Genomic DNA, 13,358 nt, shown 5'->3' with positions numbered 1-13,358 from the left:
ATCACCATCCGGGGGAACACCCATGTCGTCCACGTCGGCCGCCGTCGAGCAGACGCGCCCATCCAGCCTGGTACCGATGATCATCATCGGTGTCCTGTTCTTCATCTTCGGCTTCGTGACCTGGCTCAACGGCCCGCTGATCACCTTCGTCAAGCTGGCCTTCAACCTCGACGACGTCAACGCGTTCCTCGTGCCGATGGCGTTCTACCTTTCGTACTTCTTCCTCGCCCTGCCTTCTTCGTTCATCCTGAAGAAAACGGGCATGAAGAAAGGCATGGGCCTGGGCCTGTTCGTGATGGCGATCGGCGCGGTAATGTTCGGCCAGTTCGTGACCATGCGCGTATACCCGGGCGCGCTCACCGGCCTGTTCGTGATCGGCGCGGGCCTGTCGCTGCTGCAGACGGCGTCCAACCCGTACATCTCCATCCTCGGTCCGATCGAGAGCGGCGCGCAGCGCATCGCCTTCATGGGCATCTGCAACAAGCTCGCCGGCGCGGCGGCACCCTTCGTGTTCAGCGCCGTGGTGATGAGCAACATCCGCACCTTCGGCGACCAGGTGGCCGCCACCACCGACCCGGCGCAGAAAGACGCCCTGCTCGCGGCCTTCGCCGCGAAGGTGCACATGCCCTACATGGTGATGGCCGCCCTTCTCGTGGTGCTGGCGATCTGGGTGGTGCGCTCGTCGCTGCCGGAGATCAAGCCCTCCAGCGATAACTCCGAACGTGCCATCGGGCACGGCAAGGGCAGCCTGCTGAGCTTCCCGCACTTGTGGCTGGGCGTGCTGTGCCTGTTCGTGTACGTGGGCGTGGAAGTGATGGCGGGCGACGCCATCGGCACCTACGGCCAGGGCTTCGGCATGCAGCCGGCCGACACCCAGCACTTCACCTCGTTCACGCTCATCGCGATGCTGCTGGGTTACGTCGCGGGCCTGGTGCTGATCCCGCGCTTCGTGTCGCAGCAGCGTTACCTCGCGTTCTCGGCGATTCTCGGCGTGCTGCTGTCGATCGGCACCTACCTGACCAGCGGCTACGTGTCGGTGGCCCTGGTCGCCGCGCTGGGCTTCGCCAACGCGATGATGTGGCCGGCGATCTTTCCGCTCGCGATCAAGGGACTGGGTCGCCTGACCGAGTTCGGTTCGGCATTCCTCATCATGGGCATCGCCGGCGGCGCGATCATCCCGGTGATCTTCGCCCACTTGAAGCAGACCCACGATTTCCAGGCAGTGTTCCTGGGCATCATGGTGCCGTGCTACCTCTACATCCTGTATTACGGCGCGGCCGGACACCGCGTCGGCCAGCACGCCAGGGACTGAGCGGACCATATCGTCGGCAGGGGGCGGCCATCCCTATAATGGCTGCCCGCCATTGAGGGTCGTAGATTGCGCAGCCCCACCATCAAGGACGTGGCCGAACGCGCGGGCGTCTCGCTGAAGACGGTGTCCCGCGTCATCAACCACGAGCCCTCCGTCCATGCGCGCACCCGCGACCGGGTGCAGCGCGCCATCGAGGCCCTCGACTACCAGCCCGACCAGGCCGCGCGCAGCCTGCGAAGCGCGCGCACCTATGCCCTGGGGCTGGTCTACGACAACCCGAACGCGCACTACGTCATCGCCATGCAGAACGGCGTGCTGTCGGTATGCCGCGAGCGCGGCTTCGGCCTGCAGATCCATCCGTGCGACGCCGCCGCGCCGCGCCTGGCCGAGCAACTGGTCGACCTGGCCCGGCGCAATCGCCTGGCCGGGCTGGTGCTGTGCCCGCCGATGTCCGAGCAACCGGCCCTCCTCGCGGCGCTTACCGAACAGAACGTGCCATTCGTGCGGATCATTTCCGCGCGTCAGGATCCGCAGGACGGCTGGCCGTGCGTGTTCGTCGACGACCGCGACGCGGCCTATGCCATCACCGAGCATCTGATCCAGCTCGGCCACCACCGCATCGGCTTCCTGTGGGGCGGCAAGGAGCACCGCTCCAGCCCGGAGCGTTACCAGGGCTACGAAGACGCCCTGCGCGAATACGGCCTGCCGGTCGACCGCAAGCTGGTGGTCGAGGGCGACTATTCGTTCGATGACGGCTTCCGTGGTGCCCGTCGCCTGCTCGCGCTGAAGGAGCCGCCGACGGCGATCTTCGGCTCCAACGACGAGATCGCGGCGGGCGTGCTCGCGGCCGCGCGCTCCGGCGGCGTCGACGTGCCGTGGGAGCTCTCCATCGCGGGCTTCGAGGACAGCCCGTTCTCGAAGCAGTCGTGGCCCGCGCTCACCACGGCGCGGCAGAACACCGAAGAGATCGGCCGCCACGCGGCCCAGCGGCTCATCGCCGAACTTGATCGCGACGAGGCGCATCCGATCGCCAACGACGGCTTCAGCCCGGATCTGGTGGTCCGTGGCTCGACGGCGCCGCGCCGTCTGTAGTTCATTCAAAACCTTGTAAATCAACGGTTTTTCTCGCAAGACCACGCCCGCTTAACGTCGCCCCGGTTATGATCCCAAGGATGTCTCCGCCGCATCGCGTCCCGATGGGCCGCTTGGAGCATCCCCGCGAGTCTTCGTGACCGCGCCAGGCGACGCCGATCGACGCGTCGCGCTTCCCTATCCCCAGGACGGTGCCTCCCGGCCATGCCGGCGCGTGGCCGTCCGCGTGAACAGGAGCCCCACCATGCAGGATTACGCAGGCCACGACGCCCACTTCGGCTGGTTCAAACGCCGTCGCAAACACCTCCGGCCCGACGACCTCACCATCGTCGACGAACCGATGCTCCGCCGCGCCGTGGGTGCCGCCGCACTCGGCAACGCGATGGAATGGTTCGACTTCGGCGTCTACGGCTACCTCGCCGTGACCCTGGGGCATGTGTTCTTTCCGGGCAACAGCCCCACCGCCCAGGTGATCGCCACCTTCGCGACGTTCACCGTCGCGTTTCTCGTGCGTCCGCTCGGCGGCCTCGTCTTCGGTCCGCTCGGCGATCGCTTCGGCCGGCAGCGCGTGCTGGCGGCCACGATGATCATGATGGCCCTGGGCACCTTCGCCATCGGGCTGATTCCCTCGTACGACCGCATCGGCCTGTGGGCGCCGGCGCTGCTGTTGCTCGCGCGACTGCTGCAGGGCTTTTCCACCGGCGGCGAATACGGCGGCGCCGCGACCTTCATCGCCGAATATTCCACCGATGCCCGCCGTGGCCAGATGGGCAGCTGGCTCGAATTCGGCACGCTGGGCGGCTACATCGCCGGCGCGGGGGTGGTGACCGCGCTCACCACGCTGCTCGACGACGCGACGATGCTAGCCTGGGGATGGCGCGTGCCCTTCCTCATCGCCGGTCCGCTGGGCCTGCTGGGCCTCTACATGCGCATGAAGCTGGAAGAAACCCCGGCGTTCAAGGCGCACGCCGACGCGATGGAAGCGCAGGGCGACGCGCCGCGCGTCGGCCTGAAGGCGCTGCTGGCGGTGCACGGCGGCCAACTGCTGAAGTGCATCGGCCTGGTGCTGGTCTTCAACGTCACCGATTACATGCTGCTGACGTATATGCCCAGCTATCTCACGGTGACGCTGGGCTACGGCCAGACCAAGGGCCTGCTGCTCATCCTCCTCGTCATGCTGGTGATGATGCCGCTCAACGTGCTGGGCGGGCACTTCAGCGATCGGATAGGCCGACGCCCGATGATCATCGGTGCCTGCATGGCTATGTTCGTGTTGGCCGTGCCCAGCCTGTGGCTGGTCGGCACCGGCAACGACCTGCTGATCTTCTGCGGCCTGATGCTGCTGGGCGTCGCGCTGGTCTGCTTCACCAGCACGATGCCCTCCACGCTACCTGCGCTGTTCTATACCCCGGTGCGCTACAGCGCGCTGTCCATCGCGTTCAACGTGTCCGTGTCGCTGTTCGGCGGCACCACGCCGCTGGTCACCGCGTGGCTGGTCGAGCGCAGCGGCGATCCCCTGGTGCCCGCGTATTACCTGATGGGTGCCGCGGTGATCGGCGTGGTGACGATGCTCTTCGTTACCGAAACGGCAGGGTTGCCGCTGCGCGGTTCGCCGCCAGCCGTGGCCGATCACGCCGAGGCCCGTGAGTTCCTCCGCGGCGACGCACCGCTCACCGTCGACGCCGAGCTCCCCGTCGCGCCGGACGGCCAACCGGCGACCCTCGGCGCGGGCTGATCGTCCGCTTGTCCAGTGTCCGCGCGGCGCCTGTCCGCGGACACCGTGTGCATCGTCCCAGGCCGCGCCCTGGCGCGCGTCCGGACGGTGGTACGCAACTTGCTCCTCGCCGCTTGATCCGCCGATCGCCACCGATGCGACCGGCTCCCGACGAGAGCGAAGGACACCGAGCGATGGGGACGAAAACCTGGGGAGGCCGGCTCGCGCTGGCCGTGGCATGCGTGCTGCCGTCGATGGCGGGCGCCGAGGACCTGCTGGACGTATACCGGCAGGCGGTGACCAACGATCCCGTGCTCGCCGGCGCCGACGCGCGGCGACTGGTGGCCGCCGAAGCGGTACCGCAGGCACGCTCCGCCCTGTTGCCGCAGCTGTCGGCCGGACTCGACCTGCAACAGTTCCACCCCGGTCGCACCGGTACCGACGGCACCGGCGGCCATAGCCGCCAGCGCGACCTGTCGGTCTCGCTAGGCCAGACGGTGGTCGACGTATCGAAGTTCGCACGCGAGCGCGGCGCGCACGACACCGCCGACGCGCAGGAGGAAACCTATCGCGGCGAGCTGCAGAACCTCTACGTGCGCGTGGCGTCGGCGTATTTCGCCGTGCTCGTGGCGCAGGACCAGCTGGCGGTGTTCCAGTCGTACGAAGATGCCTATAAGCAACAGCACGACCAGGCCTCGGAGCTGTTCCACGATGGCCTCGCCCCGGCCGCCGACGTCAGCCAGTCGCAGGCTTACTACTTCTACATCCGCTCGCAGAGGGTCACCGCCCAGGACGCGCTCAAGGATGCGCAGCGCGCGCTGCAGGAGATCACGGGACAGCTGCCGGGCCACCTGAAGACGCTGCGCGACGACCTCCCCATGCAGCCGCCGTCGCCGAACGACGCCGAGGCGTGGGTGCACCAGGCGATGGACATGAATCCCGACCTGCTCGCCGCGACGCACCTGGTACGGGCCGACGAGCATTCGATTTCGGCGGCACGCGCAGGACACCTGCCGACGCTCGGCCTGGCGGTGGGCTACGGCAAGACCGGCGCCTGGTCGGATGCGGCGCGCGGCGGCGCGGGTTACGGGCCCGGCAGCACCACGGTCGGCCTCACCCTGACGGTGCCGCTCTTCAGCGGCGGCCTTACCCAGTCGCAAGTGCGCCAGGCGATCCACCAGCGCGATGCCGACCAGGACGACCTCGAGGTGCTGCGTCGGCGTACGGCGCGCGACGCTTACAACTATTTCAACCTCGTGGTGGACGGTATCGGCCAGGTCGGCGACGCGCGGGGATCGGTGGAGGCGGCGAAGAAGGCGGTGGCATCGATGCGCGCGGGCTACGACATCGGTACGCAGACCCTGACCAACGTGGTGGTGGCGATCGAGACGCTGGCGAACGTGCGCAGCCAGTACATCGCGGTGCGCCACCAGTTCATCCTCAACAAGCTCCTGCTCAAGCGCGCGGCGGGCGTGGCCTCGCTCGACGATATCCAGGACATCAACCGCCTGCTCGAGTGAGTCAGCTCATCACCGCGATCGCGGCGAGCGCGAGGGCCAGGCCCAGCCAGTTCGTCACCGTCAGTTTTTCGCGGAAACCCAGCGCGCCGACGAGGGTACCGAGCGCGACGACGCCGACGTTCATCGAGGCGAACACGAGCGACGGCGAATCGGGCAAGGCCACATGGGCCTTCACGTAGAACAGGATGTTGGCGAAGTTGCAGGCGCCCAGCAGCACGCCGAAGCCGATGTGGCGCCATGCGAGCGGGGCCTTGCCGGTGACCGCGCGGCCCAGGGCCACGATCCAGCACGGGACGAGCGCAATCAGGAACGCGGCAAGCAGGGCGCTGGCGAAACCGGCGCCTGCCTGGGCGACGAGCTTGAAGCAGATGTCGATGGCGCCGAAACCGGCGAAGACCAGGAGCGGCGCCCAGCCGCCGCCTTTCTCGCCGGAGCGCTTGCGCCAGAGCACGCATCCCACCGCGACGAGCGCCAGCGCGATACCGATCGCCTTGCGCGAGGTGAGCGTGTCGCCGAGGAAGACGAACGCGGCGAACAGCGAAATGAAGAACGACAGCCGTTGCGCCACGTCGGTGCGCACGATACCCGCCGTCCGCACGGAGTGCGCGAGTACCACGAAGATCGCGGGCAGGAGGATGCCGAGCGCGACCAGCGCCGGCCAGGTGGCGGGGGCGTCCATTGCGGCGCGGGGTGTCGCACCGAGCACCTGCCAGGCCATGAGCGAGGCCACGATGTAGTTGGTCGCCACCGCCTGCACGATGTCGACGTCCGCACGTCGCGCGAGCTTGAGCAACACCGACACAGTGACGCTGAAAACGACGGCGAGAAAGATAGGGAACATGGCGGGTAACGCGGTCGAAAGAGCGCGAAGCATGGCACGAAGCGTCGGTACCGGTGGGCAACGGCACGAAAACCGATCGCTGTGCCGGGACGACGGGGGCGTCGCACCGGCGCAGGCCGGTGCCGATCAGCGCTTGAGCTGGGCGGCCTCGCGCGCAAGGGCTTCGATGCCGGCGACATCGCCCGCGGCGAGCTTGTCGGCTGGCGTCAGCCACGAACCGCCCACGCAGGCGACGTTGGGCAGGGCGAGAAAGTCGGGCGCGTTCGCGAGGCTGATACCACCCGTCGGGCAGAAGCGGATCTGCGGCAGCGGCGACGCCCAGGCCCCGACGAGCTTCGGTCCGCCCGCGGGCATGGCGGGGAAAAACTTCTGGAACCGGTAGCCGCGTTCCAACAGGGCCATCGCCTCGCTCGCCGTAGCCGCGCCAGGCAGCAACGGCAGCTCGCAATCGTCGGCCGCGTCGAGCAGCCGCGGGCTGCTGCCCGGCGACACCGCGAACTGCGCGCCGGCCTTGAGCGCCGCGTCGAGGTCTTTCGCGGTGAGCACCGTGCCCACGCCGACGACCGCGCCCTCCACCTCGGCCGCGATGGCGCGCACGGCGTCCAGCGCCGCCGGGGTGCGCAGCGTGACCTCGATCGCCGGGACGCCGCCCGCGACGAGCGCGCGCGCCATGCCCACGGCGCGCGAGGCGTCGTCGATGATGACCACGGGGACCACCGGCGCCAGCGCCAGCGTGGATTCGACGCGTCGTTGTTTCGCTTCGTTGCTCATAAGGATCCGTAGTGGTCAGAAGACACCCGCGCCGAGATCGGCCGCGACGGCCGACTGGCGGAACATGGCAAACAACTCGCGCCCCATGCCCGTGTGGTGGGCGGAGAGATCGATGTCGTCGGGCACGCGGCGTGCCCATTCGTCCGCGTCGACCAGCACCTCCAGGGTGCCGGCCGTGGCATCCAGGCGCACACGATCGCCCGTGCGGATGCACGCGATGGGACCGCCGGCCTCGGCCTCGGGCGTGACGTGGATGGCGGCGGGCACGCGTCCCGATGCACCGGACATGCGCCCGTCGGTGAGCAGCGCCACGCGGTGACCGCGGTCCTGCAGCAGGCTCAGCGTGGGCGTGAGCTTGTGCAGCTCGGGCATCCCGCGCGCGCGCGGCCCCTGGAACCGCACGACGGCGACGAAATCGCGATCGAGTTCGCCACGGTCGAAGGCGGCTTTGACGTCGTCCTGGTCGTCGAAGACGATGGCCGGCGCATCGATGACCATGCGGTCCTCGGGCACCGACGACACCTTGATGACTCCGCGGCCGACGTTGCCCTTGAGCATGCGCAGGCCGCCGTCGTGGCGGAACGGCTCATCGATGGAACGCAGCACGCCGCGGTTGCCGCTCTGCGTCGCGACCGGCTTCCACACCAGCACGCCGTCGTCGAGCGCGGGCACCTTACGGTAGGCGTCGAGTCCGGGACCCATGAGCGTGTTCACGTCGCCATGGAGCAGCCCGGCGCCGAGCAGCTGGTCGATCAGGAAGGCCATGCCACCCGCGTCGTGGAAGTGGTTCACGTCGGCGTAGCCGTTCGGGTAGACGCGCGCCAGCAAGGGCACCACCGCCGAGAGCGCGTCGAAGTCGTCCCAGCGCAGGTCGATGCCGGCCGCGCGGGCCATGGCGACCAGGTGCAGCAGGTGGTTGGTCGAACCGCCGGTGGCATGCAGGCCGACCACGCCGTTGAGGATGGCGCGCTCGTCGATGATGTGACCCAACGGCAGGTAGTGTCCGCCGATCCAGTCCGTGGCGAGCACGCGCTCGACCGCCGTGGCCGTGAGGGCATCGCGCAATGGCGTATCCGGTGGCTCGAAGCTCGCGCCCGGCACGTGCACGCCCATGATCTCCATGAGCATCTGGTTGGAATTGGCGGTGCCGTAGAACGTGCACGTGCCGGCGCCGTGATACGAGCGCGCCTCGGCCTCGAGCAGTTCGGCACGCGTGGCCTTGCCGGCCGCGAAGGCCTGCCGCACCTTCGACTTCTCTTCGTTCGGGATACCCGACGGCATCGGGCCGGAGGGGATGAAGGCACTGGCCAGATGGCCGAACGACAATGCCCCGATCAGCATGCCCGGCACGATCTTGTCGCAGATGCCGAGGTAGACGGCGCCTTCGTACATGTCGTGCGAGAGCGATACGGCGGTGGCCATGGCGATGAGGTCGCGCGAGAACAGCGACAGGTCCATGCCCGGGCGGCCCTGGGTGACGCCGTCGCACATCGCCGGCACGCCGCCGGCCACCTGCGCGGTGGCGCCCCGTTCGCGCGCGATGCCGCGGATCAGCGCCGGATAGCGCTCGTACGGCTGGTGCGCCGAGAGCATGTCGTTGTACGCCGTGACGATGGCGATGTTGGCGGCATGCCCGTGGCGCAGCGCGTGCTTGTCGGTCTCGCCGCAGGCGGCGAAACCGTGGGCGAGGTTGCCGCACGAAAGATGGTGCCGCTTGGCGCCCTTGCCGCGCGCGGCGTCGATCTTGGCCAGGTAGGCCGCGCGCGACGCGCGGCTGCGCTCCACGAGGCGCTGGGTGACTTCGGCGAGAACGGGATGGATGCTCATGGGGCCCAGTAGACGTCGACGGGCACGCGTGCGTGCGTGAGGACCGAGCGGATGGGAAGATCCTCGCCGGCTTCGGCCCGGGCGAGCACGTCTTTCTTATCCGCGCCTTCGATGTGCAGGTAGAGCGCCCGGGTGTCGAGCACCCTGGGCAAGGTGAGCGTGATGCGCGGCTCGCCGGCGCCGTCGGCGCGCATCGACGCCACGGTCGCGCGGCCGGCCGGATCGGTCGCCTCGGACAGGTGATCGCCACCGGGGAAGAACGAGGCGGTGTGGCCGTCGCCGCCCATGCCCAGGATCACGACATCAAACGGGAGGCCGAGGGCATCGACGCGCGCGCCGACGTCGGCCAGCGCGGCATCGACGTCGTCGGCGTGCGCGGCATCGAACAGCGGCCGGAAGGTCGCCTTGCGGGCCTCATGGTGCAACAGGTGGTCGGCGACGAGGCGGGCGTTGGAGCGGTCGCTGTCGGCGCCGACCCAGCGCTCGTCGACCAGCGTGACGGTGACCTTCGACCAGTCGATCTCTTGTTCGGCCAGCACGGCGAACATCGTCTTCGGCGTGCTGCCGCCGGACACGGCCAGGGTGGCCTTGCCCCGCGCCTGGACGGCGGCGTCGAGCGTCGCGGCCACGGCGCGGGCGAGCCGGTCGGCGAGCGTCAGCTTGTCGGCGAATTCATGGCGATGGATCTTGGCGTTCATGCGGATTCCTCGGCCCAGGTGCGGCCGTCACGTTCGATGAGCGCCACGGCGGCGCTCGGACCCCAGGTGCCGGCGGTATACGGCTTGGGCAGGTCGCCGCCGGCTTCCCATGCATCGAGGATCGGGCCGGCCCAGTTCCAGGCCGCCTCGACCTCATCGCGGCGCATGAACAACGTGGGGTTACCGCGCACCACGTCGAGGATGAGCCGTTCGTAGGCGTCGGGCTGCTGCACGCCAAACGCCGTCGCGAAGCTCATGTCCAGCGGCACGTGGCGAAGGCGCAGGCCACCCGAACCCGGGTGCTTGATGGTCAGCCACAGCTTGACCCCTTCGTCGGGCTGCAGGCGCAGCGTGAGGCGGTTGGGCATCAGCGGACCGCTGGCCGGGTCGAAGATCGAATGCGGCAGCGCGCGGAACGTCACCACGATCTCCGACACGCGGCTGGGCAGGCGCTTGCCGGTGCGCAGGTAGAACGGCACGCCGGCCCAGCGCCAGTTGCCGATCTCCGCCTTGAGGGCGACGAAGGTTTCGGTCATCGACTGTTCGCTGCCCAGTTCGTCGAGGTAGCCCGGCACGCCCTGGCCTTCGGCGGCGCCCGCGCGGTATTGGCCGCGCACGGTGAGCTGGGCGGCGTTGCTGCCGTCGATGGGTCGCAGCGAACGGAGCACTTTCAGCTTCTCGTCGCGCACGGCGTCGGGCGCGAGCGAGGAGGGCGGTTCCATCGCGAGCATGCACAGCAGCTGCAGGATGTGGTTCTGCACCATGTCGCGCAACGCGCCGGCCCGGTCGTAGTAGCCCGCGCGATGGCCCACGCCGACGGTCTCGGCGACGGTGATCTGCACGTGGTCGATGTGCTGGGCGTTCCACAGCGGCTCGAACAGCGCGTTGCCGAAGCGCAGCGCGAGCAGGTTCTGCACCGTTTCCTTGCCCAGGTAATGGTCGATGCGATAGGTCTGCGACTCGGTGAAGACCTCGGCGACCGCGTCGTTGATCGCGTTGGCGCTCTGCAGGTCGCGGCCGATGGGTTTTTCGAGCACTACGCGCGAACCGTCGCCGTTGAGGCCGAGCGCGCCCAGGCGCTGGCAGATGTCGGTGAAGATCTCCGGGGAGGTCGAGAGGTAGAACACGCGGATGTGTTCGGCCCGCTCGCCGAGCAGCTGGGCGAATTCGTCCCAGCCGTCGGCCTTGCGCGCGTCGAGCGAGCGGTAGCCCACCATGGCCAGGAACGCGTCCAGCTGCGCCGGGGCGACGTGGGCCACGCCCTTTTCGATCGCCGCGCGCACCTGCTCGCGGTAACCGGCGTCGTCAAGCCCTTCGCGGGCGACGCCGATGATGCGGCTGCGGGTCTGGATCTGGCCTTCGACGAACCGGTGATACAGCGCGGGAAGGAGTTTGCGTACGGCGAGATCGCCGGTGCCGCCGAAGATGACGAGATCGAAGGGTTCGATCAGGGGGAGGGGAGCGCTCACGACAGTCGCCTCATGGAATCGGTGAATAGGCCACAGGATCGTACCAGTGACATACCAGGAGCTACCAGCCCCGTACCACTCGACAGCATGCCATTGACTGTGGCGCGCTGTCGCAAGCCGATGAAAACGTTTCCCCTGACATTTAAATCGTGCCAAACAGGTGTTTGAATCCCAGTCACCGTGAGACTTCTATGGGGGCGCTTGCCCAAGTGGTCGGCCATTGGTATCGTCCGCGAATGGAAAGCGCCCTCGTCGCCGAGTACCAACGCCTGCAACACGATCCGGCCTCCCGGCAGCCGCTGGCGTACATGCGCCTGCGCCGGGCCATCCGCAACGTGATCGAGAACGGTCAGGTGCAGGTCGGCCACGCCTTGCCCAGCGAGCGCGACCTGGCCCGGGTGCTGACCCTGTCGCGGGTGACGGTACGCAAGGCCATCGGTGGCCTGGTCGAAGACGGCCTGCTCACCCAGCGGCACGGCGCGGGCACCTTCGTCTCCGAACGCATCGTCAAGCCGCTGTCGCGGATGACCAGCTTCACCGAAGACCTTCGCGCGCGCGGGCTGAACCCCCGCTCGGAGTTCTTCGAACGCGCCATCGGCGAAGTCACGCCCGAAGAGGCCATGGCGATGAACCTTTCCCCGGGCACGCAGGTGGTTCGCCTGCATCGGTTGCGCTATGCCGGCGACGAGCCGCTGGCGATCGAGCGCAGCGCCGTGCCGCTGTCCCTGCTGCCCGATCCGCAGCTGGTGGAAGATTCCCTCTACGAAGCGCTCGACAAGCTGGGCAATCGGCCCCTGCGCGCCTTGCAACGCCTGCGCGCCGTGGTGCTGGGCCCGGCGCAGACGCGCCTGCTGCGCCTGTCCGCGGGCAGCGCCGGCCTCAACATCGAACGACGCAGCTTCCTCGACGACGGACGCATCGTCGAATTCACCTGTTCCTGGTACCGCGGCGATATCTACGATTTCGTGGCGGAACTGCAAAGCGACTGACCGAGCCCCGACCATGACCTCCTCGCCGCAAGACACCCTGATGTATCGCGAAGCACACGAGACGGCGGAGGTCGTCGAGCGGCAGCTGCAGCACAACGACGCCGTCGTGGCCGCGTTGGCCGAACGCCTGCGTGCACGCCCGCCACGCATGGTCATCACCTGCGCCCGCGGCAGCTCCGACCACGCCGCGATGTATGCCAAATACGTCTTCGAGACGCAGCTGGGCGTGGTCACCGCGTCGGCGTCGCCGTCGGTGACATCCATCTATCACGCCGACCAGCACCTGGACGGCGCGCTCTACGTGGCGGTGTCGCAGTCGGGCAAGAGCCCCGACCTCGTCCGCAACGCCGAGGCCGCGCGACGCGCGGGTGCCTACGTGGTGGCGCTGGTCAACGTGGTCGATTCGCCGCTGGCCGCGATCGCCGACGTGGTGGTGCCGCTGCACGCGGGTCCGGAAAAGAGCGTCGCCGCGACCAAGAGCTACCTCGGCGCGCTGTTCGCCATCCTGCACATCGCCGCGCGCTGGAGCGGCAAACCCGAGATCGCCGACGCGCTCACCGCGCTGCCCGCCCAACTGCGCCAGGGCTGGGATGCCGACTGGTCCGCGCTCACCGACGGCCTCGTCGATGCGCACAACCTCTTCGTGGTGGGTCGCGGCTTCGGCTTCGCGGGAGCGCTCGAGGCGGCGCTCAAGTTCAAGGAAACCTCGGGCCTGCATGCGGAGGCGTTCAGTGCCGCCGAGGTCAAGCACGGCCCGATGGCGCTCGTCGGCCCCGACTTCCCCGTGCTGTTCTTCGCGCAGAACGACGACACCCTGCCCGGCGTGCTCGACGTGGCCGCGGAGTTCCGCAAGCGTGGCGCGCGCGTTTGGATTGCGGCGCCCGGCGCCCAGGGCGAAGACGTGCTTCCGCTGGTCGCCACGGCGCCCATCGCGGCACCGCTGGTCACCGTGCAGAGCTTCTATCGCGCCACGGCGGCGCTCGCGCTCAAGCGCGGGTTCGACCCGGACGTGCCGCCGCATCTGAACAAGGTGACCGAGACGGTCTGAAGCCCGGGGGCGCGGGCATGCGCCCTGACGGAACGGGACGTTCGCTCACCGGCTGACACGGCCCCGCGCGTCCGCTT

11 protein-coding genes are annotated in these 13,358 nt (G+C 68.7%); 6 read left to right on the top strand and 5 right to left on the bottom strand.

Going from position 1 to position 13,358, the window contains the following annotated elements; translation table 11 throughout:
- Positions 1-22: 22 nt before the first annotated feature.
- From PI246_RS15840 to PI246_RS15825, 4 genes are all read left to right on the top strand, one after another.
- On the top strand, positions 23-1,312 hold the full coding sequence (locus PI246_RS15840; protein WP_320552285.1) for a sugar MFS transporter: 1,290 nt from the start codon (positions 23-25) through the stop codon (positions 1,310-1,312).
- Between the two features lie 66 nt (positions 1,313-1,378).
- A complete protein-coding gene (locus PI246_RS15835) occupies positions 1,379-2,404 on the top strand; it encodes a LacI family DNA-binding transcriptional regulator (RefSeq protein ID WP_320552284.1) in 1,026 nt (341 codons plus the stop codon).
- 244 nt (positions 2,405-2,648) lie between these two features.
- Positions 2,649-4,139, top strand: coding sequence for a glycine betaine/L-proline transporter ProP (gene proP / locus PI246_RS15830; RefSeq protein WP_320552283.1), 1,491 nt, complete (start codon positions 2,649-2,651; stop codon positions 4,137-4,139).
- 173 nt (positions 4,140-4,312) lie between these two features.
- Positions 4,313-5,638 carry a TolC family outer membrane protein gene (locus PI246_RS15825; RefSeq protein WP_320552282.1) on the top strand — a complete coding sequence of 442 codons (1,326 nt, stop codon included), beginning with the start codon at positions 4,313-4,315 and terminating at the stop codon, positions 5,636-5,638.
- A 1-nt stretch (position 5,639) separates the two neighbouring features.
- Here the strand turns inward: PI246_RS15825 and PI246_RS15820 are convergent, their stop codons facing one another.
- From PI246_RS15820 to zwf, 5 genes are all read right to left on the bottom strand, one after another.
- On the bottom strand, positions 5,640-6,479 hold the full coding sequence (locus PI246_RS15820; protein ID WP_320552281.1) for an EamA family transporter: 840 nt from the start codon (positions 6,477-6,479) through the stop codon (positions 5,640-5,642).
- Positions 6,480-6,605: 126 nt separating this feature from the next.
- A complete protein-coding gene (eda, locus tag PI246_RS15815) occupies positions 6,606-7,250 on the bottom strand; it encodes a bifunctional 4-hydroxy-2-oxoglutarate aldolase/2-dehydro-3-deoxy-phosphogluconate aldolase (protein WP_320552280.1) in 645 nt (214 codons plus the stop codon).
- 15 nt (positions 7,251-7,265) lie between these two features.
- Positions 7,266-9,077 (bottom strand): phosphogluconate dehydratase, encoded by a 1,812-nt coding sequence (gene edd, locus PI246_RS15810; protein ID WP_320552279.1) that lies wholly within the window; start codon positions 9,075-9,077, stop codon positions 7,266-7,268.
- Entirely contained in the window at positions 9,074-9,775 is a 702-nt protein-coding gene (gene pgl / locus PI246_RS15805; protein ID WP_320552278.1) for a 6-phosphogluconolactonase, read from the bottom strand. Before pgl ends, edd begins: the two co-directional genes overlap by 4 nt.
- Entirely contained in the window at positions 9,772-11,244 is a 1,473-nt protein-coding gene (gene zwf, locus PI246_RS15800) for a glucose-6-phosphate dehydrogenase (protein WP_320552277.1), read from the bottom strand. Before zwf ends, pgl begins: the two co-directional genes overlap by 4 nt.
- Before the next feature lie 236 nt (positions 11,245-11,480).
- Between zwf and PI246_RS15795 the strand changes: the two genes are divergently transcribed.
- Positions 11,481-12,233: a GntR family transcriptional regulator gene (locus PI246_RS15795; RefSeq protein WP_320552276.1), complete on the top strand. Its 753-nt coding sequence runs from the start codon at positions 11,481-11,483 to the stop codon at positions 12,231-12,233.
- 13 nt (positions 12,234-12,246) lie between these two features.
- Complete coding sequence (locus PI246_RS15790) at positions 12,247-13,281, top strand: SIS domain-containing protein (RefSeq protein ID WP_320552275.1); 1,035 nt, start codon at positions 12,247-12,249, stop codon at positions 13,279-13,281.
- Positions 13,282-13,358: the final 77 nt, after the last annotated feature.

This window comes from Luteibacter sahnii (genome assembly GCF_034063545.1).
Lineage (GTDB): Bacteria > Pseudomonadota > Gammaproteobacteria > Xanthomonadales > Rhodanobacteraceae > Luteibacter > Luteibacter sahnii.
This window is presented reverse-complemented; position numbering and strand designations above follow the sequence as displayed.